General features: G+C 65.9%; 20 protein-coding genes and 1 riboswitch. Of the genes, 4 read left to right on the forward strand and 16 right to left on the reverse strand.

Features of this window, described 5'->3' with window-relative positions; genetic code table 11:
- Nucleotides 1-65 precede the first annotated feature (65 nt).
- Nucleotides 66-1,991 (forward strand): ABC transporter ATP-binding protein/permease, encoded by a 1,926-nt coding sequence (locus BST27_RS07175; protein ID WP_170062279.1) that lies wholly within the window; start codon nt 66-68, stop codon nt 1,989-1,991.
- Here the strand turns inward: BST27_RS07175 and BST27_RS07180 are convergent.
- The 3 genes from BST27_RS07180 to BST27_RS07190 all read right to left on the reverse strand — a co-directional run bounded on the left by BST27_RS07180 (nt 1,988) and on the right by BST27_RS07190 (nt 4,778).
- Entirely contained in the window at nt 1,988-3,487 is a 1,500-nt protein-coding gene (locus tag BST27_RS07180) for an FAD-binding protein (RefSeq protein WP_069418406.1), read from the reverse strand. The two genes, BST27_RS07175 and BST27_RS07180, sit on opposite strands and share 4 nt — an antisense overlap.
- Nucleotides 3,484-3,984 (reverse strand): VOC family protein, encoded by a 501-nt coding sequence (locus tag BST27_RS07185; RefSeq protein WP_069418407.1) that lies wholly within the window; start codon nt 3,982-3,984, stop codon nt 3,484-3,486. Before BST27_RS07185 ends, BST27_RS07180 begins: the two co-directional genes overlap by 4 nt.
- A gap of 107 nt (nt 3,985-4,091) precedes the next feature.
- Entirely contained in the window at nt 4,092-4,778 is a 687-nt protein-coding gene (locus BST27_RS07190; RefSeq protein ID WP_069418408.1) for a TetR/AcrR family transcriptional regulator, read from the reverse strand.
- A gap of 116 nt (nt 4,779-4,894) precedes the next feature.
- On the opposite strand from BST27_RS07190, the gene BST27_RS07195 reads away from it, so the two are divergent.
- Nucleotides 4,895-5,365: a PNPOx family protein gene (locus BST27_RS07195; RefSeq protein ID WP_069418409.1), complete on the forward strand. Its 471-nt coding sequence runs from the start codon at nt 4,895-4,897 to the stop codon at nt 5,363-5,365.
- 6 nt (nt 5,366-5,371) lie between these two features.
- Here the strand turns inward: BST27_RS07195 and BST27_RS07200 are convergent, their stop codons facing one another.
- Together BST27_RS07200 and BST27_RS07205 are read right to left on the reverse strand one after the other, a co-directional pair.
- The gene (locus BST27_RS07200) at nt 5,372-6,040 is read right to left on the reverse strand and encodes an Rv1815 family serine proteinase (RefSeq protein WP_069418410.1); all 669 of its coding nucleotides are present in this window, start codon (nt 6,038-6,040) and stop codon (nt 5,372-5,374) included.
- 75 nt (nt 6,041-6,115) lie between these two features.
- Nucleotides 6,116-7,063: a sterol desaturase family protein gene (locus tag BST27_RS07205; protein WP_232007228.1), complete on the reverse strand. Its 948-nt coding sequence runs from the start codon at nt 7,061-7,063 to the stop codon at nt 6,116-6,118.
- Nucleotides 7,064-7,147: 84 nt separating this feature from the next.
- Here BST27_RS07205 and BST27_RS07210 point away from each other — a divergent pair, with 84 nt between their 5' ends.
- Together BST27_RS07210 and BST27_RS07215 are read left to right on the forward strand one after the other, a co-directional pair.
- A complete protein-coding gene (locus BST27_RS07210) occupies nt 7,148-8,056 on the forward strand; it encodes an alpha/beta hydrolase fold domain-containing protein (protein ID WP_079219868.1) in 909 nt (302 codons plus the stop codon).
- Nucleotides 8,053-9,231, forward strand: a complete 1,179-nt coding sequence (locus BST27_RS07215) for an NAD(P)/FAD-dependent oxidoreductase (RefSeq protein ID WP_069418412.1) — start codon at nt 8,053-8,055, stop codon at nt 9,229-9,231. Before BST27_RS07210 ends, BST27_RS07215 begins: the two co-directional genes overlap by 4 nt.
- Before the next feature lie 12 nt (nt 9,232-9,243).
- Here the strand turns inward: BST27_RS07215 and BST27_RS07220 are convergent, their stop codons facing one another.
- From BST27_RS07220 to BST27_RS07275, 11 genes are all read right to left on the reverse strand, one after another.
- Nucleotides 9,244-9,954: an MgtC/SapB family protein gene (locus BST27_RS07220; protein ID WP_069418413.1), complete on the reverse strand. Its 711-nt coding sequence runs from the start codon at nt 9,952-9,954 to the stop codon at nt 9,244-9,246.
- Between the two features lie 89 nt (nt 9,955-10,043).
- Nucleotides 10,044-10,367: a DUF732 domain-containing protein gene (locus BST27_RS07225; protein WP_069418414.1), complete on the reverse strand. Its 324-nt coding sequence runs from the start codon at nt 10,365-10,367 to the stop codon at nt 10,044-10,046.
- Complete coding sequence (locus BST27_RS07230; protein WP_069418415.1) at nt 10,364-11,791, reverse strand: PPE family protein; 1,428 nt, start codon at nt 11,789-11,791, stop codon at nt 10,364-10,366. The genes BST27_RS07225 and BST27_RS07230 overlap by 4 nt, the downstream gene beginning before the upstream one ends.
- Before the next feature lie 41 nt (nt 11,792-11,832).
- The gene (locus BST27_RS07235; RefSeq protein WP_069418466.1) at nt 11,833-13,083 is read right to left on the reverse strand and encodes a PPE family protein; all 1,251 of its coding nucleotides are present in this window, start codon (nt 13,081-13,083) and stop codon (nt 11,833-11,835) included.
- A 458-nt stretch (nt 13,084-13,541) separates the two neighbouring features.
- Nucleotides 13,542-13,865, reverse strand: coding sequence for a DUF732 domain-containing protein (locus tag BST27_RS07240; protein ID WP_069418416.1), 324 nt, complete (start codon nt 13,863-13,865; stop codon nt 13,542-13,544).
- Between the two features lie 83 nt (nt 13,866-13,948).
- A complete protein-coding gene (locus BST27_RS07245) occupies nt 13,949-15,352 on the reverse strand; it encodes a PPE family protein (RefSeq protein WP_069418417.1) in 1,404 nt (467 codons plus the stop codon).
- A gap of 46 nt (nt 15,353-15,398) precedes the next feature.
- Complete coding sequence (locus BST27_RS07250) at nt 15,399-16,703, reverse strand: PPE family protein (RefSeq protein ID WP_069418418.1); 1,305 nt, start codon at nt 16,701-16,703, stop codon at nt 15,399-15,401.
- Between the two features lie 694 nt (nt 16,704-17,397).
- Entirely contained in the window at nt 17,398-18,603 is a 1,206-nt protein-coding gene (locus tag BST27_RS07255; RefSeq protein WP_069418467.1) for a PPE family protein, read from the reverse strand.
- A gap of 16 nt (nt 18,604-18,619) precedes the next feature.
- Complete coding sequence (locus BST27_RS07260; protein WP_069418419.1) at nt 18,620-18,919, reverse strand: PE family protein; 300 nt, start codon at nt 18,917-18,919, stop codon at nt 18,620-18,622.
- A 306-nt stretch (nt 18,920-19,225) separates the two neighbouring features.
- Nucleotides 19,226-19,396, reverse strand: a riboswitch (M-box (ykoK) riboswitch).
- A 123-nt stretch (nt 19,397-19,519) separates the two neighbouring features.
- Nucleotides 19,520-20,725 carry a PPE family protein gene (locus tag BST27_RS07270; RefSeq protein ID WP_069418420.1) on the reverse strand — a complete coding sequence of 402 codons (1,206 nt, stop codon included), beginning with the start codon at nt 20,723-20,725 and terminating at the stop codon, nt 19,520-19,522.
- A 108-nt stretch (nt 20,726-20,833) separates the two neighbouring features.
- Nucleotides 20,834-22,108 carry a PPE family protein gene (locus BST27_RS07275; RefSeq protein WP_069418468.1) on the reverse strand — a complete coding sequence of 425 codons (1,275 nt, stop codon included), beginning with the start codon at nt 22,106-22,108 and terminating at the stop codon, nt 20,834-20,836.
- Between the last annotated feature and the right edge of the window lie 692 nt (nt 22,109-22,800).

The raw sequence follows: 22,800 nt of genomic DNA on the forward strand, positions 1-22,800 counted from the left end.
TGCTCGCGACACAGAGTTGGACCCTTAGCCACGCTTGCGGCCGATGCGCGGGGTACCTTGCCGGAATGAATCCGGACATGTTCATCTCCACGCGGGACTGGGGCAGCGAACTCTGGAATTCGCTGGAGTGGCTCGCTCAGGCGTGGGCTATCGCGGCGGTGAGCACCATGGCCATCCTGGTGCTGATCCACCGATTCACCACTTGGGGCAAACAGTTCTGGCGTGTTACCAGTGGCTACTTCCTGGGCCGCGAGAGCATTCCGGTCTGGATCTGGCTCGGGGTGCTGCTGCTGTCGGTGGTCGCGGGAGTTCGCATCGATGTGCTGCTCTCCTACCAGGGCCGCGACATGATGAACAGCTTTCAAGCGGTTGCAGCGGGCCTGGGCAACCACGACGAGGCCGTCCGAAATTCCGGGAAAACCGGCTTCTGGTTCTCCATCGGCATTTTCAGCATCCTGGCCGCCATCCACGTCGCACGCATCATGCTCGATCTGTTCCTGATGCAGCGGTTCATGCTGAGGTGGCGCGCCTGGTTGACCGATCGGCTCACCGACGACTGGCTCGACGGCAAGGCTTACTACCGGGCCCGCTTCATCGACGACACGATCGACAACCCTGACCAGCGCATCCAGACCGACGTCGACATCTTCACCACCGGCGTCGGTCCATTGCCGAATACCCCGGGCAACTACACCAAGACCACACTGCTGTTCGGCGGGATCGAAGCCATCACCTCGATGATTTCGTTTACCGGGATTCTGTGGGGCCTATCCGGCACGCTCACCCTGCCCGTCATCGGCCTCTCACTACCGCGGGCAATGTTCTGGATCTTGTTGACCTACGTGCTGCTCGCCACCATTTTTGCGTTCTGGATCGGCCGACCAATCATCTGGCTGGCCTTCAACAACGAAAAATTCAACGCCGCATTCCGGTATGCGCTGGTGCGGCTGCGTGATGCCTCAGAGGCCGTCGCGTTCTACCGCGGCGAACTGGCTGAGCGCACCGGGTTGCGGCGGCTGTTCGAGCCGGTCGTTTCCAACTACAAGCGCTACATCAACCGGATGATCGGGTTCTACGGCTGGAACGTCTCGGTGAGCCAGATCATCACGGTGGTGCCGTTCATCCTCCAGTTCCCGCGGTTTCTGGCCGGCGAGATCAAACTTGGCGCCATGTCGCAGTCCGCGTCGGCGTTCGGCAGTATCCAGGCCGGGCTGTCGTTCTTCCGGAACGCCTACGACTCGTTCGCCGGCTACCGGGCCGCAATCATCCGTCTGCACGGCCTCGTCGTCGCCAACGAAGAAGGCAGAGCGCTGCCCGAAGTCACCACGAACCCGGGTATCGATGGAGCTGTCGTGCTCGACGATGTCGAGGTCCGCACCCCGGACGGACGGCAGCTCATCAGACCGCTGGACATGCGCCTCGAGGTCGGTGACACCCTGGTGGTCACCGGCCCGTCCGGTAGCGGCAAGACCACCCTGCTGCGCAGCCTGGCCGAGCTGTGGCCGTTCTGCTCCGGGACGCTGACCCGCCCGTGCGGCCCCAACGAGACGATGTTCCTCTCCCAGATGCCGTATGTGCCGCTCGGCGATCTGCGTGCGGTGGTGTCGTACCCGGCGAAAGAAAACACGATCGACGACGACACCTTGAGAAGCACACTGCGAAAGGTCGCGCTCCCCCATCTGGTCGACCGGTTGGACGATGTGCTCGACTGGGCGAAGGTCCTCTCCCCCGGCGAGCAACAGCGGATCGCGTTCGCGCGCATACTCTTAACGCGCCCCAAGGTCATCTTCTTCGACGAGTCGACCTCCGCGCTCGACGAGGGTCTCGAGTTCATGCTTTATTCACTCGTCCGCACGGAGCTGCCGGACACCATCCTGGTCAGTGTGAGCCACCGCAGCACCGTCGAGCAGCACCACACTCACGAACTCCACCTGCTCGGAGACGGCGAGTGGCGGCTGGGCAGGCTCGAGAAAGAACCCGCGCAGGTCTAGGTCGCGTTGGCCGCAGCCTTGGCCGCCGCGTGCGATCCGGCGCGGCGGCCGAAGAACGACCCCTCCCCCAACTGCGTGCCGCTGGCGTAGCCCTTGCCGTCCTGAGCGAGGTTGGAAGCGCATGCGCCCGCGGCGTACAGGCCCGGCACCGTCGACCCGTCCTCGCGCAGCACTTCGCCATCCAGCGACACCCTCAGGCCACCAAGGGTGAATCCGGAGTACATTGCCCGCCCCAACGACAGATCGAACACCGCCCAAGGGCTTTTGCCTTGTGGTGCAACGTATTCCGGCTGTTTGTGAAAGTCGGGGTCCTCGCCTTTGGTGGCGAACTCGTTGTAGCGGTCCAAGGTCGTCGCGACGTTTCCGGCCGGAATGCCCAGTGCGGCTTCCAATTCCGCGATCGTCTCGTAGCCGTCGAGGAAGCGGATCAGTGGCATCTCCGGCATCTGCATGTGCGCTTCGTCGACGATCAGGTAGGCCGTTTGGTCCGGCTGCTCCAACACGAAAGCCGAAGTGCGCGAATGGTAGGAGTCTTCGGCGACGAAGCGCTTGCCCTCCTTGTTGACGATCACCCCGGTCAGCAGGATTTCTGGTGGATAGGCCGCCGCCGTGATGAACAACTCGTCCATGTTCTCGGTGGCGCCGCCCGCCGAGATCCCCAGCCGGATGCCCAGCCCGTCGTCGTTGGGGTTCCCCAGGATGTAGGGCGCCACCAGGCCGTGGTGTTTGGTGCGTCGCGGTTGACCCAACGCGGGGGTGTGCTCGGCGACCATGTCGGGGTTCATCGCGAACCCCCCGGCGGCAATCACGACCGACTTCGCCTTGACCGCGCCGGTCTCGGAGAAGTGCTTCCACGACGCGCCGACGACCGCTCCGGCGTCGTCCAGGACGAGGTTGGTCACCCCGGTCTCGTAGCGGATCTCGACGCCGAGTTCGTCGGCGCGCTTGACCAGCAGGTCGATAACCATCGCCGCTCCGCCCAACTCGCCAGGCACCGGAACCGAATGCCCTCGGGGAGCCGGCTTTGCCTCCTCGCAGAAAGGCCACACCTTTTCGTTGCCGGTGTAGCTCAACCCCTCGGTGCCAGGCGGGACGACCACTTTGCCCGGGTAGAAGCTGCGCTCGAACTGAAAGCCCAGCCCCTCAAGCCAATTGAAATGCTCGACGCTGCCCTCACAGTAGGCGCGGATCTTGGCGTGGTCCGGTTGTCGGGAAACCGCGACGAGGTACTTGTACATCTCTTCCGGCGTGTCGTCATGACCGGTCGCCTGCTGGACCGCGGTTCCGCCACCCAGGTAAAAGTGCCCTCCGGCAAGCGAAGTCGTGCCACCCGCCGCACCGGCGCGCTCGAGGACCAGCACCCGCGCGCCGGCCGCGGCGGCGCTGACCGCGGCGCAGCCGCCGCCGATGCCGAATCCCACCACCAGCACATCCACCTCGTCCGACCAGGACGTCACCGTGTCTGCATGGACTGTGGCTGGGATCTCGGTGCTCACCGCTGCTCCTGTTTGATGTAGTCGTAGAAGGTCCGCATTTGTGGTGACACGTATGCGAATTCGAGATACGGCACCCCCGCCTCTGGGGCGGCGACGTAGCCGAAGTGCATCCCGCCCGGCATCACGCCCTGCTGGACGACGGGGGTGCCGCGCTCGGCCGCGTCGGCCAGGGCGGCGGCGAAGCCGTCGAGGCTGTCCGCCTCCACGCAGATGTGGTGCAGACCGGTCCCGTGGTGGCGCAGAAAGTCACTATAGATATTCTCGCCGCGGACCGGCTCGATGAGCTCCAGCTGCGTGTCCCCGAGGTAGCTCAGCGAGATGTGGGCAAAGAAATCTGCCGGCTGGCCGTGGTAGCTACAGGTGTCTGGAGCGAAGTGCACATCGGGTATCCGCACCCATTTCCGGACCCCTAGCAGGGCGGTAAGTGCCTTTTCGGTGGCGTCGATGTCGGTCGTCACCCAGGCGATCTGGGTTGGCGACTGAACGGGGAGGTTCATCGTCTCGCAGAATAGCCGAGCGTGGAACTTTGCCGCCAGGGACCGTCGGCACCGCGAAATCCCAAGCTGAACACGTTCTAATTTGCTCTGCGACGGCGCCGGAAGCGTCAGCGCTCCCCGAGCATGTCGACCAGGAACCGAACTTGGGTATCGAACACGGCGGCTGGGTTGGTGAGGGTGTCGGCGCCGTATTGCCCGAACACCTCCAGGCTGACCGCGCCCAGCACACCCGCCCAGAGCGTGAAGCACTTGGCCATCACCCGGTCGTCGCCGGGAAATCCGAACTCTTTGCGAATCCGTTCGAAGTCCGACGACATCGGTTGCGGCGCAATGTCATCGGTCAACATGATCTCTCCGGTGGTAATCCCGGCCGCGACCGCGTCGAGAAGCGCTGCCACGACGCGAGTGCCGACGCCGACGGTGCGCTCCGGCGGAGCGTGATATCCGGGCACCGGGCTGCCGTACAGCAGAGCCCACCGGGCCGGGTGCGCGACCGCCCATTGGCGGACCGCGTGTGCGATCGCGAGGACGTCGTCGCCCCACCAGCCCACGGCCGTGGCGTCGCGGGCGCGGTCCACTGCATCGGCCAACTCCGAGTAGGCGTCCACCAGCAGCAAGGTCAGCAACTCGTCCCTACTGGACACGTAGCGGTACACCGCCGATGACACCATGCCCAGATCGCGGGCGATCGCCCGCAACGACAGCCCGGCCGCGCCGTGCTCGACCAGCTGCTGTCGACCGAGTTCGATGATTCTCGCCTCGACGTGCTCCCGCGAGTCCTGGCGCTTGCCCATCCCGGAAGTCTGGCACAACCGAGAACGGTGCTCTTGACTATCGGCCATCTCCGTGGGACCGTGTTTGTAGAAATGAGAGCAGTGCTCTCTAAACCGATACCGAGATGAGGACGCCGATGGCCGCGCGCTACGAAAAGCCGAACGGGATGGCACGGGCAGCAAACTCGGTTATCCGCTACCTGGCCGAACGCGGGATCAGCGTGGCGGGCACGCGGGCGCTGCGGGTGCGGGGCCGCAAGACGGGCAAGATGCGCGCGGTGGTGATCAACCTGTTGACCGTCGACGGCGTGGACTACGTCGTCTCGCCGCGGGGTGAAACTCAGTGGGCCCGTAACGTCAGGGCCGCCGGTGTCGTCGAGTTGGGCCCACGCCGGCCCGCATTCCGAAGCGGCGTGTCCGCTGCGCCCGCCGTGCCCACTGCCGTCCGCGAGGTCGCCGACGACGACAAACCCGAACTGCTGAGGCGCTATCTGGCCAGGTGGTATTGGCAGGTCAAGGGCTACGTCCTGGGTTTGACACCGGAGTCCACCGATGACGAGTTGCGCGCCGCAGCGCCGCTGATCCCGGTTTTTGCGCTGGTGGGCTAGCCCCGGCTAGCCCCGGACGGAAACTCCGAGATCCTCGCGCATCTGCTCGGAAGCGGCCTGCCACGACACCGCTGCGGGCAGGTCACCCCAGACGCTGTTGAAGATCCCGACCAGCTCCGCCGGACCTCCGCCCGCGAGGTACACCGGCCCGCCGGAGTCGCCCTTCTGACTCGCCACGCCGCCGGTCATGGTGAACCACCCGTTGTTGGCGCTCACAACCGTTCCGCAGGTTTCGCCGGTGCTGATGCCGAAATGGCAAACCGGCTGACCGGGCGCCGGCGCCAAGCCCGGCCTCGATACCAATGGGCGGCCACCCGGCAGGACGTTGTTCACGGCCACGTTGTCCGCCAACGCGATCGCCTCGTAGTCGTCGATGGCTTCGTCGGTCGCCACGGTCGAGCCGCTGGGCGTGCTATCCCGGAAAGCCGCCAGGCGCCCTATGACGTTCCCGTCCCGGTCGGTGACGGGTCCGTTGCCCCGACAATGCCCCGCGGTGAACGCCATCCGCAGCCCGGGGTCCACGTAGGCCAACGTGCAGACGTGGGTGTCCTGGTGGATCTCCATACCCGGGAACACCAGCGTGGCATCGGCACGGGCGATCGTCGGGGAAACTCCGGCTAACAGTGCCGCGGTGCCAATCGCGGCGGCACCTGCGCGCAATGCCAAGCGGCGCACTCTGAACTCCGATCCGTCGAGGCCGGTTCGGCGCCGACCACACGTCTTGGTTTTTCGCGCCGAGAACGCTTGACGTTACCCCGACGTGACCAGAGGCGTCGTCTGGTCGGATGCGGCGGTGACGCGCGGTTGCCAGCCCGGCGGCCCAAAGACGTAGCCCAGCCGATCCCGCAACCGCTTCGCACGCCGGAAGTCGCGTGCAATCGCCACGTATTCGTACGTCTGCAGCTTCCAGATGTTGTAGGTGTCGACCTGCTTGGTCAGTCCGTAGTGCGGCCGGAACACCTCCGGCTGGAAGCTGCCGAACAACCTGTCCCAGATGATCACGATGCCGCCGTAGTTCTTGTCCAGGTAAATCTTGTCCATCCCGTGGTGGACCCGGTGGTGGGACGGCGTGTTGAAAACGAATTCGAACCAGCGCGGCAGCTTGTCGATCCGCTCAGTGTGGATCCAGAACTGATAGATCAGGTTCAGCGACCAGCTGAAGAAAACCAGCCACGGCGGTATGCCCAAGAGCGGCAGCGGAAGCCACATCAGGATCTTGACGCTGTCATTCCACTTCTGCCGGAGTGCGGTGGCGAGGTTGTAGTACTGGCTCGAGTGGTGCGCCTGGTGGGTGGCCCACAGCAACCGAATGCGGTGGGCACCACGGTGGTAGGCGTAATAGATCAAGTCGACACCCAAGATCGCGATGACCCACGTGTACCACTGGCCGGCCGAGAGATGCCATGGTGCGACATAGACATACAACGCGGCGTAGCCGAGCAGGGCCAACGTCTTCCAGAAAGCGGTGGTGAAAATCGAAACGAGCCCCATCGAGACGCTCGTGACGGAGTCACGGGCAAAGTGCGCCCCAGAGGCTGGGCGGGATTTGCCGGTCTCTGTTTCTTCGATGCTTTCGAGCTTGCGTGCCGCTACCCATTCGAGGGTGAGCAGCAGCAGGAAAAACGGGATGGCGAAGAACACCGGGTCCCGCATGGGCCCGGGCAGGATGGCTAAGAAGCCTGGGTATACGACATCCACACCAGACAGATTACGACTCGCCGTCCCCGTGCAGTGACCGTCGGTCGCATTCAGGGGTCCAGGGAGTACACACTGAGGAGCGCTATGGACCGCAGAATGTTCCGCCTCGGTGTCAGCCATAAACTCCTGCGCTCGACCGGTATGCGCAAGCGGCTGTTCCCGGCCGCCAAGCTGGACCTGTGGGCCGCACAACCGCGATTGCCCTATTCGGGACAGCCGTCAGCGCGGGTCCGGAAGAAGATCGAGGTAACCCGTGCCGACGTCAACGGCCGTCCGGTTTATCAGGTGCGGCCCCGTCTGCTCAACGGCGACCGGCCCAACGGACACCTGCTCTATTTGCACGGCGGGGCCTATGTGCTGGATCTGATGCCGCACTTCCATTGGCCGGCCATCGCCAAGCTGGCCATCATCACCGGCCGCACGATGACCGTGCCGATTTATCCCATCGCCCCCGAACACACGTATCGCGAAGTGTTCCCGTTCCTGCTGCAGGTGTACCGAGAGCTGCTCGACGCGCACGACCCGGAGTCCATCGCCGTCATCGGTGACTCGGCTGGGGGTGGGATGGCCTTTGCGCTTTGCCACGCGCTGCGAGACGCTGGCCTGCCGCAACCGACCGACGCTGTGCTGCTCTCGCCCTGGATGCACGTCGGCCTGCCCGATCCGGGCGTGCCCGCCGTCGCCAAGATCGATCCATTCCTCAACCTCGACGACCTGCGGGCGGCAGGCTTGCGCTACGCGGGCGGCGACCCCCTTGACACCCCGTTGGTCAGCCCGAGCATGGGACCGCTCGAAGGTCTGCCACGACTGACGATATTCACCGGCACCCATGACGTGCTCAACCCCGACACCCGTGCGTTCCGCAAGAGGGCGCTGGCCGAGGGACTCGACGTCGGCTGGTACGAGCGGGAAGGCGCCTTGCATGTGTGGATGTACCTGCCTACGCGCAGCGCCGGTGTGGCCCTCACGCAGATTCGCGAGGTCTTGCGTTGACCCAGGTGCTGGTCATCGGTTCCGGTTTCGCGGGACTGTGGGCGGCTCTCGGCGCTGCGCGACGGCTCGACGAGCTGGCGGTGCCGGCGGGGACGGTCGATATCACGGTGCTGAGCCCGAATCCGTTCCACGACATCCGCGTTCGCAACTACGAAGCCGACTTGAGCGCATGCCGCATCCCGCTGTCCGACTTGCTCGACCCCGTCGGCGTGCAACACGTGACCGCGGAGGTGACTGCCATCGACCCTGATGGTCGACGCGTTGCCACCCGCAGCGGTGCGACATATGGCTACGACCGGCTTGTGCTCGCCTCGGGCAGCCGAGTGGTCAAACCCGACCTGCCTGGCCTGCGGGAGTTCGGCTTCGACGTCGACACCTACGAGGGTGCCGAGCGATTGCTCCAGCATCTGCAGGGTTTGGCCCAGGGGGCGTCGGTGGCCACCGTGGTGGTGGTGGGCGCGGGTCTGACCGGAATCGAGACGGCCTGCGAGCTGCCGGATCGATTGCGTGGGTTGGGGCTCTCTCCACGAGTGGTGCTGGTCGACCACCATCCCTTCGTGGGCTCGGACATGGGCCCGTCAGCCCGGCCCGTCATCGAAGAAGCGTTGTCCGGCAACGGTGTTGAAGTCAGGACCGGTGTGAGTGTTACCGAGGTGGGACGCGAGGTCGTGACGCTGTCGTCGGGCGACCAACTCGAGGCGGCCACCGTGGTGTGGTGTGCGGGCATGCGGGCCAGCCCCTTGACCGGGCAACTGCCGGTGGCCCGCGACCGATTGGGCCGGGTTGCGGTCGACGACGAGTTGCGCGTTGTCGGTGTGCCCGCGATGTTCGCGGCCGGGGACGTGGCAGCCGCCCGCATGGACGACGAACACCTTTCGGTGATGTCGTGTCAGCACGGCAGGCCGATGGGTCGCTACGCCGGCTACAACGTCATCAGCGACCTGTTCGGCAAGCCGCTGCTGTCGCTTCGGATCCCTTGGTATGTAACGGTTCTCGATCTGGGGCCAGCCGGTGCGGTGTACACCGAAGGGTGGGACCGAACGGTCGTGTCGCGTGGCGCGGCGGCGAAGGCCACCAAGCGGGCCATCAACACTGCGCGGATCTACCCGCCGCTGACCAAAGACCGCGCGGATCTACTGGCCGCGGCCGCCCCCGACCTGCAAGACCGGCCTTGAGCCCGACTGCCGTCACTCCACTTGCGCCTGTTCACCCGCGTACCAGTGGACCGCGAAAATCCCGGGCTGCAAGGATAATTCGGCGACCAGCCGCTCCAGTTTGGCCGGTGTGTGGCCGTCCATGAGCAGGTGCGCGGTCAACGTGACCTCGTCACCCTCGTCATCTCGACTGGTATGTATGCCACGCAGGATGATGTCGTTGTTGCTGGTGTGCTGAACGACTTGCGCCCGTGCATATTTCGCCGACTTTCGGCGGCACACCACCTGAACGCGATAGGGCTGCAACCCTTCGTCTTCGTCGGCGCTGTTATCGCGATCGATGAGCCGGCCCAACGGTCGCCCGAACAGGTGGATGATCACGACGACGACGGTGCCGATCGCGGTGAACACCAAATGCCCCGATGCCGCCAACACACCTACCGCCGCCGAACACCACAGAGTGGCGGCGGTGTTGAGGCCCCGGACGTTCGCGCCCTCCCGCAGGATTACCCCGCCACCTAGGAAGCCGACCCCGGACACCACATACGACGCGACCCTGGTTGGGCTACTGTCCTCGGTGGACACCGCGTAGAGCACGAACAACGTCGCGCCGGCGGCGACCAGGGCGTTGGTGCGGAGCCCGGCCATCCGGGCGCGCCATTGCCGCTCGATGCCGATGAGCGCGCCGCAGCCCACGCCGACGCCCAGTCGGAGCGCGAAATCGGCAACACTGAGCGTAGACATCGGCCCGCCCTTCTCCCCATCGCAAAACCAACACGTCAGCCAATCAGATCAGGATTAACACCGGATAGCGCGTAGGCAACCGAGATCCGCTAGAAATAACCGCCCTCAGAGTGGCCCAGGTGCTCGGGACAGTAGCTGTTCGACGCGATGGCGGTGAACAGCGCCGCGCCGTCAAGCGTCAGGGCGGGATTCTGCTTCTTCACGTCGGTAAGCACCTGCAAGCCGGTTTCACCGTTGCGCATCAACCCGCAGACCGCTTGAGCGGAGGCGATGGCTGCCGCCGGGTCGGGAACCGCAATTCCCGCGTTGGCGAGCGCGTTGAGGAACACCGCGTCCTGGTCGGTGTGGGCGTGCACCGGCGCCGCAAAGCCGATCATCGCGGCGACGGCAGCAAGGGCAAGCGGCAGTCTCATTTCCCGCCCAACTGCGCATCGGGCAAGGTCACCTTGGGCTTGTCCTTGTTGGATACGTGCACGGCGTGAATACCCGGCTCCTTGGACAATTTTTCGAGCAGTGCGTCCAGACCCGCCTTGTCGACGTTCCAGTGTTTGACCGAGTCGGGTTCCTTCTGCAGCTTTGCGATGACTTCGTCCAGCTTGACCGGTTCGACGGGGCCTTTCCCGCCGTTGGCCCGGGCGCGGGCACCGCTGCCGCTGAGTATTTGCGCGCCGGCTCCACCCAGGGCGCCGCCAGTCATGCTGCCCAGCGCCATCTGGTTGACCAGGTCGGCGGGGACGCCCGCCGAGGGCGCCGCGGCCAGACTGGTGGCAGGTAGCGCGGTGGAGGCCATCCTGATCGCGGGCGTGGCCGTTGCCCAGCTAGGCGGCACGGACAACTTCCCGACCACGTTGGCCGCACCCACGCTCGCCGATGCCGCCGGTGTCGCGCCGGTCAGGCCGTGCCCCGACGACGCCATCCCCAGCCCTGCGCCCAGCGCCGACTTCGGGATGTCCTCGAGCGGCGGCTTCCAGAACATCTTGAATTCGGTCATGCCGAGGTTGGGCCCGCTCATGGCGTCGTTCGCCACGGTGCTGAACCGGCCGATGTCGGCGAGGATCCCGAAAGCGTTCTCCCACGTCGTACCCGCCAACGGCGTCCCGGTCAGTGCATTGAGCAGCTGGCCCATGGCTTGCATGTAGGCGGTGCCGCCACTGCCGAGCGCCTGGAACACCTGCAACACAATGTCGAATGGGAACACCGGTGCCGCCGTCGGTGCGGCCGCGGCAGCCGCGGCCGCAGTCCCGGCCGCGGTACCGGCGGCCAGGCCACTGGCCTGCCCGATCGCGGCCTGCTGGGCGGCAACTCCGGCCTCGTTCGTGATCTGCGGCGGGTCCGTGTACGGCGTCAGCCTGGCCGCGGCGCCCGACGAACCGGCGTAAGTGATCATCGCCGAAGTGTCCTGGGCCCACATTTCGCCGTACTGCGCCTCAAGGGCGGCGATCGCGGCGGTGTTCTGGCCGAACAGGTTCGTCGCCACCAGCGACGCCAATTGACTGCGATTGATCGCGATTGCCTGCGGCGGCACCACCGCGGCGAAGGCGGCCTCGTAGGCGCTCACCGCGGCCTGAGCCTGCTCTGCTGCCGCCTTAGCCTGCGCCGCTGTCGCGGACATCCAGGTCACGTACGGTGCTACGGAGGCCGCCATCGCCGCCGACGAAGGGCCTATCCACTCTTCATTGGCCAATCCGTCGACGATCAGCCCGTACGAGGCGGCGGTCGATTGCAGTTCGGCGGCCAGGGCGTCCCAAGCCGTCGCCGCCGCGATCATCGGCCCCGCGCCGGGCCCCATGTACATCAGCCCAGAGGTGATCTCCGGGGGCCGCAAAGCAAAAATCATAATTTCGGCCTTCCTGCCGCTTTTGCTATATAGGCCACCGGTCAGTCCGCCGGTATCACGATGATGGTTGCCGTCGCGGCCTCCTCGCCAGCCGCCGCCGCGCCTCCCCCGACGCCGCCTGCCGTCCCGTTGCTGACCGTGCGCACGCTGGCCCCGGCCAGCGTTTGTCCCGCGAGGCTCGCCATGGCCATTTCGCCGAACAGGCCGCCCTCGGCTGCCGCGGGCATGGCCGCGAGTGCCTCCGGGGTCGCGCCCGGCAGCACGGACGTCATCGTCCTTAGCACCGGAGCGGCCTGCACCCAGCCCTGTGGCACTGACAACGATCCGACCAGCGTGGAATTCCCCATGGCCCCGGCGGCACCGACGCCCCCGGGCGTCAGCGATGCCACGTAACCCCCGCGCAGCGGCGCCAGACCGGCGACGGGCTTTCCGCCGGTGCTGAGCAAGGTAGCCACCCCCGGCGCGTTCTGTGACAGGCCGAGGATCTGTAGGGCGAACAGCCACCAGCCGCCGGCAAGAACGAACGGGACGATGGGGCTGTAGGCGCCGGTGATGGCCGCGAACAAGGGCCGAATGCCGACGATATATGGGTTGAGGGCCTCGATAACATCGCCGACCGGCGTCGTCGCCGCCGGTGCCGCCGCCGCGGGCCCCACATTTGCCAGCGCATTAGGGATGGCGGTCATCATCTGGCTGAGCTGCGACTGGATCTCCGAGGCGCCGACGGCCTCGGTGACCGTGGCGGACTGCCTGGCCACCCCGCTCGGGTCCGTGGTCTCCGGGGGCTCTGCAAACGGCGTCAGCTCCGTCGCCGCCGCGGACGAGCCGGCGTAGGCGTACATCGCCGCGGCGTCTTGGGCCCACATTTCCGCGTACTCCGCTTCGGTGGCCGCGATCGCCGCGGTGTTCTGGCCGAAAATATTGGTGGCAATGAGCGCCATGAGCAGGGCGCGGTTGGCCGCAACAGCCGGCGGCGGAACCGTCGCCGCGAATGCGGTCTCGTACGCGGCGGCGGCGAGTTTGGCCTGGGTGGCGGCCTGCTCCGCCCTAGCCGCGGTCTCGGTCATCCACGCCACATACGGCGCGGCAGCGGTCGCCATCGCGGTCGCCGCTGGGCCGTGCCACGTGCCGACGGTAACGCCCTGAATCGTCGCGCCATACGACGCCGCGTTCGAGTGCAGTTCAGCGGCCAACGCGTCCCAGGCGGCTGCTGCCGCCAACATCGGGCCGGATCCCGCCCCCGTATACATCCGCCCAGAATTTATTTCGGGCGGTAACGCCCCGAAGTCCATCCGATACCCTCCGGTCCCCTTGGTGCCAGCCATGGTAGCGAGGCGTTTACCCATCTAGCCGCAGATCTGACCGACCTCATATAAAACTCACGAGGTCTGCCAATGGTTCTCCGCATCGCTCCACGTATTCTGCGCAACCGGTTCCGCGCTTTCCGGCTCTGCGAATACTCGCCGGACTGCCGGGCAGAAATGGTGGGTCGGAATTGCTCGTATTGTGGCTCATCGAGTGGTGACCCAGCGGCGTCACACGGGAGCTGCTAGAGCACGAGGGGGCACGCGAGGTAATGCCTCACGGGAACACACGCAGCAAATTGCCAAAACCTCATCAGTGAGTGCGGTCACCGGCGACACATATATGTGGCGGAGGTTGGGAATTCGATTATGTCGCCGGGCGCGCCTCGAGGTTTAACGGGCAGCCTTCGAAAGACCGAGCCGTCGTGCCAGCGTGGGCGCTGGCGTCAGTTCTTCGAAAGATGTTGCGGGCAGTAGTATTTCGACGAAATGACGGCGAACTGGGCCGCGGCGTCCATAGTGAAGGCCGGGTTGTGAGTCTGCACGTCGTGGACCAACTCCAACCCGGATTCGCCGCCGTTCAAGCAGGTGCACACCGCTTTCGCCGACCCGATGGCCTGCGCCGGGTTGCGGTAGCCGATATCGGCGTGCTGCAGTGCGGCGAGGAAGGCCCCGTCGTCGCCGCCCGAGCCATCATCAGGATCCGCATATGCCGGCGCTGCGAGGCCGATCGCGGCACAGATGCCGATGAGTGCTATCAACCCTTTCATTGATTCACCTCTCGTTCTCAATGGCAACGTCGTTGACAGGTCAAAGGTGTTGTATCGAACCAACATTCGGTACCAGTCACCGCTCAACCCAATTGCGCGTCCGGCGGAACAACACTGGACTTACCGCTCTTGCCTAGGTGCACGGCGTGAATTCCGGGCTTCTTCGCCAGTTGTTCGAGGAGGCTGTCCAGGCCCTCCGGGTCCACGGTGTGGTGCTGGACGCTGTCGGGCCGCTCCGATATCTGAGCGACCATGCGCTTGAGCATTTCCGGCGATTTGAGGTCTTTGAGGTCTTTGACCGGCGCGAGACTTTTCCGGGCGCCGCTGCCGGCCAGCGCACCGGGCGCCCCGGCACCGAAGGCACTTCCGGCCATGCCCGCCAAGGACATCGAACTCAGCAGGCTGCCCTGGCCCAGTTCGGCCGCGGGGATGGCCTCCGGCCCAGCAGCCGACAATGCAGCGGCGACCGTCCGGATGGCCGGAGTGTTCGCGGTCCAGCTCGGCGGCACTGTCAAGGATCCCACCAAGGTGCCACGACCGAAATGAGCTGCGGGACTTGGTGACAACGCACTGGTAAGCCAACCGCGGCCCCAATGCGGCACTAGCCCGCCCTCCAGCGCGTCCTTGGGCAGCTCGCCCAATACCGCGGACTTCGAAGCGAACTTCAGGAACTGGGATGCCGGGAAGTTGATCAGCAACCCGATGTCGTTGAACTGGGTGGTAAAGCCGAGAGGCACCTTCACCGCGTTGTACAAGGTCGTGAAGGTCGACGCCCCGGCGGAGCCGAAGAGGCCGTTGAGCAGGCCGTTGATGGTGGCGGTGTAGTCGGTGCTGAGGTTGGCGAGCGTTTGCAGCAACTGCGAAACCGGGTTGCTCGCCGAGAGGAGCGACTGGGCAACGTTGCCCGCCGCGCTGCCGGCCGACTGACCCGCGGCGAGGGCTTGGCTGGCAAGTCCGCCCGCGTTGACGATTTCGGGCGGTTCGGTGAACGGCGTGATCTCACTCGCGGCCGCCGACGAGGCGGCGTAGTCGTCCATCGCGACAGCGTCTTGTGCCCACATTTCGCTGTACTGGGCCTCGGTTGCGGCAATGGCCGCGGTGTTCTGCCCGAAGAGGTTGGTTGCCACCAGCACAGCCAACTGGCTGCGGTTGGCCGCGATCTCAGGCGGCGGGACGTGGGCGCTGAAGGCCGTCTCGTACGCTGCCACAGCCGCATTGGCCTGGCCGGCAGCCTGTGCTGCCTGTGCCGCCGTGCCGCTCATCCAGGTCACGTACGGCATTGCCGCGGCCGCCATGGCCATTGACGACGGGCCTACCCACGGCCCACTGGTCAGGCCGGTGATCACCGAGGAATAGGACGCGGCGGTGGCCTGCAACTCGGCCGCCAGTGCGTCCCATGCGGCCGCGGCGGCCAGCATCGGCCCCGCTCCCGGGCCGGTGTACATGCGGCCCGAGTTGATCTCGGGCGGAAACGCTGCGTAAAACATCCTTATCTACCCCCTGCCGGAGTGCGCGTCTGAATGGTCGGCACGGTCAGTCCTCCATCGGCGGCAGGACGAAGATCATGGCTGCGGCCGGGTCGGCTTCCGCGACGACTCCGCCCAGCACCTTCATGGCCGCACCGCTGCTTCCGGAGCCCACCGCGGTGGCACCGAGCGCACGTCCCGCCAGGGCTGACATCGCCATCTCGCTGAAAACGCCGGCCTCTCCTGTGGTGGAGGCCGCCGGAGCTGCCGCCGCCAGATTTGCCGACAGTGTCGAGGCGACCGACCGCAGGGCCGGGGCCGCGGTGGTCCAGCCCTGGGGCACCGACATGCTGCCCACCTGTACCGCGTGGCCCATGGCCCCCGAGATTCCGCCAGCCGAACTCGCAGAAGACAGATTGGCCGCGATCCCCTCGGCGATCGGCGCCAGCGTCCCTTTGATGGGCGCCGCAGGAGTGAAAAAGGACTGCAGCGCCTGCCCGTTCTGCGCGTAGCTGTATACCTGCCCGAACGACAGGAAGGGGCCGCCAGGGATGGACGAGAAGCCCTGCAGGGAGAACGGCCCGGTCAGGGTCGAGAAGATCGTGTTGAAATTCGCCAGGTCGCCCGCGATGCCCGGCGGCAGTGTCGCATTTGCGAGTTGCGGCAGGGCAAGTCCGGGAAGGAACGAGGTCGATCCCGCCGTCGGCGATGACCCGATGGTGCTGGCCAGCCCCTGTAAGGCGGTGGGCAACGAATTGATGAACTGGGACAGCTGCGTGGTTACGTCGGAGCCGGCGGCGCCCGAAGCCTGCGATACCGCCGCGGCCTGAGCCGCTTGGCCCGCCGCGTTGGTGGTCTGCGGCGGCTCGGAAAACCGCGTCAGCTGCGACGCGGCGGCCGACGAGCCCGCGTACGCGTACATCGCCGTGGCGTCCTGTGCCCACATCTCCATGTACTGGGCCTCGGTCGCCGCGATCGCGGGGGTGTTCTGGCCGAAAATGTTGGTGGCGATCAGCGTGAGCAGCAGGGCGCGATTGGCTTCGATGACAGGCGGAGGAACGGTCGCCATAAAGGCGGCCTCGTACGCTGCCGCAGCCGTATTCGCCTGTGCCGCAGCCTGATCGGCGCGGGCAGCGGTGGCCGAGAGCCACGACACGAAGGGCCCCGCGGCGGCCGCCATGCTGATCGACGTCGGGCCCAACCAGGTTCCGGCCGTTAGGCTCTCGATGACTGAGGCGTAAGCCACTGCGGTGGAATGCAATTCGGCGCCCAACTCGTCCCAAGCCGCCGCGGCCGCAAGCATCGGCCCCGCGCCCGGACCCGTATACATGCGCCCGGAATTGATTTCGGGCGGCAGCGCTCCGTAATCCATCTGTGTACCTCTTGATCCGTCGATGGTCGTCGTGGCGGGTCGCTGCGAACCCTCGACGACAAGCTGGAATGGAACTTCTCGATGCATCTGGTATTGAGATGTATCGGGGTAATGCGCCGGCTCGATGACCCCGGGCTGTTTGCCTGTTTCAGACCCCCCTGTCTGATCTTCTATTAGGTTCCGGGACGATTATTTTGCGGGAGTTCCCGTTAAGTAATGCCGATGTAAACAAGAAATGTCTGCGCTTCTGCGATGCCGGTGAGATCTGCTGACAGCTAACATCTATCAAAATCAAACATAGTGGTCAGAACCTGTTTAAAATTTCATTAGTCATCGAATGAACGGCCTCGGTTGCAAATCGAAACAGCAATTCGAAGCTTCGGCCATCGATAATTTAGATAGAGCCAATTGCGGACTGAATACCAAAATCAGGTCACGGGTGTGCCCGGTGACGCCTGCGCGCAACTCACGAGGAGTCGGCGAACGAAAGCCGTGGCACGAGCGGCAGCACACGGGCGTCGAGGGAACCGGCCTCGCCGTCTTGGTGGCTGACCCTCATCGCGGGAATCTCCTAACGTCAGCGACAACGTAAGTAAAACGTTAGAAGACCGTCGGCCGAATCCGCTGTCGTGCGCCTGCTCAGTAACTGGGAGCTTGCTGAAAGAGATTCCTGGGGCGGGCCATCAGCCCCGCGCTACCCCGCGGCGGGCGGTCGTGCGACGACGAGGGGGCGGAACCCGTACTGCGGGACCGCGCGGCCGTAGGGTTCGCCGGCGACATTGCCCAGCGGCACTCCCGGCATGCCGGGTGTACCCACCGGGGGCGGCGCAACCATCGGCGTGCCGCCCAGCACCGCGGCATGAGGGCTGGCCAGCGGCGCCGCAGCCGTCCAACTCGGCGGCACGGCCAACTTGCCGACGCTGCCAGCGTTCCCCGCCCCAGCGACGACGGACCCGAGGCCGCCCGCGGGTCCCAGCTGGCTGGCCGCGGCGGTACCGAGACCGCCGGGAAGAGTCGCCGCTTCCGCGGCCTCCGCCACGCCACCGATCGCGGACGTCCCGAACAAACTCGACAGGGTCCCGACCGTGGCGCCGGGGGTCAGAGCCCCGGTTGACGTGATGGTGTTCCAGACATTGGCGTTGGGCCCCCACTGAGCCCAGAAGCCGGACAACCACGACGGACCCGATCCCGTGAGCAGCAGATTCGCAATGTCCGGCAACGAGGTCGCGCTGCCGGATCCCGCGAGTCCCTGCAGAGCGCCGGGAACCGCAGCCATCAACTCCGCCAGGGTGCCCTGCTGGCTGGCGGCCGAACTGCCGGTAGCCTGGCTGACCGCGGCCGCCTGGGTCGCCAAACCGCTGGCGGTCGTCATGTCATGTGGCTGGACGAACGGGCTCAGCTCGGCGGCCGCGGCTGAAGAACCGGCGTACCCGTACATGGCCGCGGCGTCCTGCGCCCACATCTCGCAGTACTCGGCCTCCGTCGCGGCGATGGCCGGGGTGTTTTGACCCAGGATGTTGGTGGCGATCAGCGCCGCCAGCTGGGCGCGATTGGCCGCGATCAGGGCTGGCGGAACGGTCGCCGCGAACGCGGCCTCGAAGGCGCCCGCGGCGGCCTCAGCCTGCATCGCGGTCTGTTCGGCCTGGGCGGCCGTCGCGTTCATCCAGGCGACGTAGGGCGCCGCTGCGGAAGCCATCGATGCAGCCGCCGGGCCGTGCCATTCTTCGTTGGCGAGCCCTGACAGCACTGATTCGTAAGACAATGCGGTGGAGCGCAATTCGGCGGCCAGACCCTTCCAGGCCGAGGCTGCGGCCAACATCGGCGCCGATCCGGCTCCGGAATACATGCGCGCGGAGTTGATTTCGGGCGGCAGTGCGGCAAAGTCCAATGTGGCGATCATCATTGGTCCCCCTTGCTTACCTGGTCGTGATGGCGTTGGCGGCTTCGGTGGCCGCATACGAGCCAGCGGCCGCGTCGAGTGTCGCGACGAACATTTCGTGGATTGCCGCCGCTTGGGCGCTCACCGCCTGGTACAACGCGGCGTGGGCACTGAATTGTGCTGCGGTCAAGGTGGATACCGGATCAGTGGCAGCTGGGGCGAGGCTCGTCGTCATCGGAGCGGCCGCAGCGTCCTGCGCGGCCATGGCCGACCCGACGCTGTGCAGCTGACCGGCGGCCAGCGCCAAGGCTTCTGGATGAGTGGTTACGTACGACATCGGACTTCCCCCTGGTGTATTGCATGGAAGACCGAGCTCGGGCCAATATCGCTGGATCTGAGGCGTTTTCGCGCATGCGAACTACGCGGCCGCACGACAGCGAGCGCGCGGGGATCGGCGAATCGCGTTAAGCCGCTTTAGATTGCGAAGACGGCGCCGAGGTCGGATCGGAACGAAATGATCGTCGATTTGGGATATGGACTATCGTCGGTACTCATCTCGCTCTCACCTCCTCAGGGCCAGGGCACACGGGGATGCCACAGTACACGCAGCACAAGGGATGAGGACCCGGCGGAAACACCGGGTGCGGCACCCCTCTCGTCAGAGCTTTGGCACCACACGGCGTATCCGGCCTTGCCGGAAGCCACTTGGGCTCAACCCTTAAGCCGGGAAGAGCTGTCCTGACCCTGGGCGTCTTTCGACGTTCGAGGTCAGTGGCCTATGTCCGTGCAGACGCCTCACCTAGCGAGGTGCATGCAAAGGCCATAGTGGCACTCGTTACGACCGGCGTCAACTTCCCTACCCCCGTGTCCCACCCCAGTCTCGGCGAGCAGACACGAAAACCCCTTTGCCACGTTGCATTTCGGGACTCGTGGCTGCTCAGCCGGCGGCCGGTGGGCGGCCCATGATCCTGGGCTGGAATCCGTATTTCGGTCCGTTGCCGTAGTGGCGGGCATACATCCCGGGCCCCGGCATACCGGGAACGCCAGGAACCCCGGCGCCCGCCTCGGCGGCGGCATCGGCAATGCCGGCGGCCGGAAGTGCGCTCGCACCAGGCTTGACGACGTCGACGGCTGCGGCCCAACTGGGCGGAACGGACAACCGTCCCACTAACGTGGCCTGGTTCATGGAGCCGGCGACTCCCCCGAGTCCCGAGCGCGCGACTATTGCCGGGGTCCAGGCAACATCACCACGGTCCGGGCCGAGGACGGGTATGTCGTTGACCACCTGTGCGTCCTGGGCGATGCCGGCGATGTCGGCGATTGCATCGGTGACGGCGGGTGAGATCAGGGCCGGAGCCACGTAGCCCGCCGAAGTGAAACCGTTCACAAGATTGGAGTTGAGAAAGACCCCGTAGGCGTTTCCGAAGCTGCCGTCCAGGAAATCCAGGATCTCGACCAGCAGTCCTTCGCCGGGGAATGCCTCGGCCGGTGACGCCAGTTCTTGCAGGGCGGCGGGCACCGCGGACATCAAGTGCGGCAGCTGTGTTTGGGTGACGTTGCCCGCCGCCGTGTTGACCGCCTGGGTGACCGCTGCGGCTTGGCCGCTCTGCCCGGACGGGTTGGTGGTCTGTGCGGGTTCAGTGAACGGCATGAGGGATGCGGCCTCCGCGGCAACGGCCGCATACGCGTACATTGCCGTCGCATCCTGAGCCCACATTTCGAGGTATTCGGCTTCGGTGGCCGCGATGGCCGGGGTGTTGATGCCGAAGAAGTTGGTTGCCACCAGCACCATCAAGCGCGCGCGGTTGGCCGCAATTACCGCAGGCGGCACCGTCATGGCGAAGGCGGCCTCGAACGCCGCAGCGGACGCGGCGGCCTGATGTGCGGTCTGGGCGGCCTGCATGCTGGTGAGGCTCATCCAGGTCACGTACGGGGCCACGGAGGCCGCCATCGCGGTCGATGCCGACCCCAGCCACCCGTCGCTGATCAAGGTCGAAATAATCGAGTCGTATGCCGTTGCGGCCAAGTGCATTTCGGCAGCAACTTCATCCCAGGCCGTCATCGCCGCCAGCATCGGCGCCGACCCTGGGCCCGAATACATGCGCAGGGAGTTGATTTCAGGCGGGAGCGCCCCGAAATCCATTGCCTGCACCTCCTCTAATCGACCTTCGACCGAACACGTCGGGCTACTGGCTTCGCCGGCCGCGCTTCAGCAACGCAGCGTCAGCCAATGTCGCGGGAATATCCCCTGTCAGCCAGCGGCCGGCGGGCGTCCCATGATGGTCGGGCGAAATCCATAACGCGGCGCGTTGTTCGCGTAGCCGTTACCGAAAATGCCTGCGCCCGGCATGCCCGGTACGCCCGGCATCCCCGCAGCGGCAGCCTCCGGGACGACGGCGGTGCTGGTCCAACCGCCGCCTGGTGCCGCCGTTCCGGCGTAATTCGCCACCGCGGTGGCAGCGGTCCAGGTCTGCGGCACCGACAAACGCCCGACCACCGCCGCCTGGTTCAGACCGGCAGACACCCCGCGGGCGGCGGTGAACTCGCCCAGCGGCGGCAGGCTCTCGGGGCTGGCGGGGTTGGCCGGCGAGCCCGGAATCCAGCTCGGATTGCCGGATCCGGAACCCATCGGCGGAAGGCCGGCGCCCTGCTGTGCGCCGAGCGCGACCGCGTTGATGTCGGCCATCGCCGCCCAGACGGCCGGACCGATGACGGCGGGACTGACGTAGCCAGCGGAAACGAACCCGTTGACCAACGTGGAGTTCAGGAAGACGCCGTACGGGTTTCCATCGTTGCCGTCGAGGAAGTTCAGGATGCCGGCGAGCAACCCCCCCGGGTCCAGGTTTGCGAGGATGTCCGAAGCCGCCGCCGGCGAGGCGAGCCCTTGCAGCGAACTCGGCACTGATGACATCAGCTGCGGCAACTCGGTCTGGGTGAGGGTGGCCGCGGCGCTGGCGGCAGCTTGCGTGACGGCTTCGGCCTGTTCGGACTGCCCGGCCAGATTCGTAGTCGGCGCCGGTTGGGTGAACGGTGCCAGCGTTGCGGCAGCGGCGGAGCTGAGGGCATAGCCGTACATGGCCGCGGCGTCTTGCGCCCACATCTCGCCATAAGCGGCCTCGGTGGCCGCGATCGCCGGGGTGTTCTGGCCGAACATGTTGGTGGCGACCAACACCTGCAGCTGGGCGCGGTTGGCGGCGATCACCGGCGGTGGCACGGTAGCCGCGTGTGCGGCCTCGAACGCTGCCGCTGCGGCCGCCACTTGCCGGGCCGTCTGCTCAGCCTGCATCCCGGTGAGGTTCATCCACGTCAGGTACGGCGTGACCGCAGCCAACATCGATGCCGACGCGGGCCCCAACCATTCGTCGCCGGTCAAGATCGAGATAACGGTGTCGTACAGGGCTGCGGTCGACCGCAACTCCGCGGCGAGCCCGTCCCAGGCGGTCACGGCCGCCAGCATCGAAGAGGAGCCGGGTCCGGCATACATGCGCAGTGAATTGATCTCGGGGGGCAGGGCACCGTAGTCCATGGTCACCACCCCCTATCCGGCTGCAATCGCGAATTGTGTTCCGCCGGAGGCCAATACCCCGGTGGCAAAGAAAGGCAAAGAATCTGAAGACATTGGACTTCCTTACGGATTGGTCCAACCCCGCCAGGGACTCCGCCGCCGCCTGGCCGCTGTGATGGTCTCGGGGATACTGCCGCCAGCTTCCGCGCTTGATGGCGCAGCGCTCATCGGGTACTCGCATCGACCGGTTCAGACGGCGGGAGAGCGCCGTGACCGGGCCGGAAATAAACGGTCATCGATTGTGCATGGTGGTTCGTTGGCTGAGTTGGTCCGAGTCCCACCTCCCGTCACGGTCCGGGCACATGGGCACGCCGCGGTTTGCGCAAAGCGGGTCGCAATGACCCAGCCAACTTTGCCAGGCGCTGTTACCCGCAGCTCCGAAAATCGACTGCAAACAGCGTATCCGCCAAAGACCGAGCAGGAAGGCTAGTTAGCCGTAACCCGCCTCTCCAGCGTGTCGGGCCCAGTGGCGAACTTGTGTCGGCGGCCACCCATCGCAGCGCAGCTTTCGACGGGTAAGCGCACGTCACGGGCTCACCGGAGGGTTCTTAGCGTTTCGTTCCCGTCCGGTGCACGAACACTCGAGGCGGGCATAACGGGCGATCCGACCTCAGCGAACACAGGTGGCCGCAGGTGGATCAAAAAAGTTGCCA

Origin of the sequence: Mycobacterium intermedium (assembly GCF_002086275.1) — a bacterium.
In the GTDB taxonomy this organism is placed as follows: Bacteria; Actinomycetota; Actinomycetes; order Mycobacteriales; family Mycobacteriaceae; genus Mycobacterium; species Mycobacterium intermedium.

Excerpts from the sequence above, each read along its gene's own strand:
- BST27_RS07260 (WP_069418419.1), bottom strand. The coding sequence starts at position 18,919 with ATGTCGTACGTAACCACTCATCCAGAAGCCTTGGCGCTGGCCGCCGGT.
- BST27_RS07230 (WP_069418415.1), bottom strand. The coding sequence starts at position 11,791 with ATGATTTTTGCTTTGCGGCCCCCGGAGATCACCTCTGGGCTGATGTAC.
- BST27_RS07210 (WP_079219868.1), top strand. The coding sequence starts at position 7,148 with ATGGACCGCAGAATGTTCCGCCTCGGTGTCAGCCATAAACTCCTGCGC.
- BST27_RS07250 (WP_069418418.1), bottom strand. The coding sequence starts at position 16,703 with ATGGATTACGGAGCGCTGCCGCCCGAAATCAATTCCGGGCGCATGTAT.
- BST27_RS07190 (WP_069418408.1), bottom strand. The coding sequence starts at position 4,778 with ATGGGCAAGCGCCAGGACTCGCGGGAGCACGTCGAGGCGAGAATCATC.
- BST27_RS07185 (WP_069418407.1), bottom strand. The coding sequence starts at position 3,984 with ATGAACCTCCCCGTTCAGTCGCCAACCCAGATCGCCTGGGTGACGACC.
- BST27_RS07195 (WP_069418409.1), top strand. The coding sequence starts at position 4,895 with ATGGCCGCGCGCTACGAAAAGCCGAACGGGATGGCACGGGCAGCAAAC.
- BST27_RS07225 (WP_069418414.1), bottom strand. The coding sequence starts at position 10,367 with ATGAGACTGCCGCTTGCCCTTGCTGCCGTCGCCGCGATGATCGGCTTT.
- BST27_RS07255 (WP_069418467.1), bottom strand. The coding sequence starts at position 18,603 with ATGATCGCCACATTGGACTTTGCCGCACTGCCGCCCGAAATCAACTCC.
- BST27_RS07235 (WP_069418466.1), bottom strand. The coding sequence starts at position 13,083 with ATGGACTTCGGGGCGTTACCGCCCGAAATAAATTCTGGGCGGATGTAT.
- BST27_RS07175 (WP_170062279.1), top strand. The coding sequence starts at position 66 with ATGAATCCGGACATGTTCATCTCCACGCGGGACTGGGGCAGCGAACTC.
- BST27_RS07245 (WP_069418417.1), bottom strand. The coding sequence starts at position 15,352 with ATGTTTTACGCAGCGTTTCCGCCCGAGATCAACTCGGGCCGCATGTAC.
- BST27_RS07275 (WP_069418468.1), bottom strand. The coding sequence starts at position 22,108 with ATGGACTACGGTGCCCTGCCCCCCGAGATCAATTCACTGCGCATGTAT.
- BST27_RS07220 (WP_069418413.1), bottom strand. The coding sequence starts at position 9,954 with ATGTCTACGCTCAGTGTTGCCGATTTCGCGCTCCGACTGGGCGTCGGC.
- BST27_RS07270 (WP_069418420.1), bottom strand. The coding sequence starts at position 20,725 with ATGGATTTCGGGGCGCTCCCGCCTGAAATCAACTCCCTGCGCATGTAT.
- BST27_RS07240 (WP_069418416.1), bottom strand. The coding sequence starts at position 13,865 with ATGAAAGGGTTGATAGCACTCATCGGCATCTGTGCCGCGATCGGCCTC.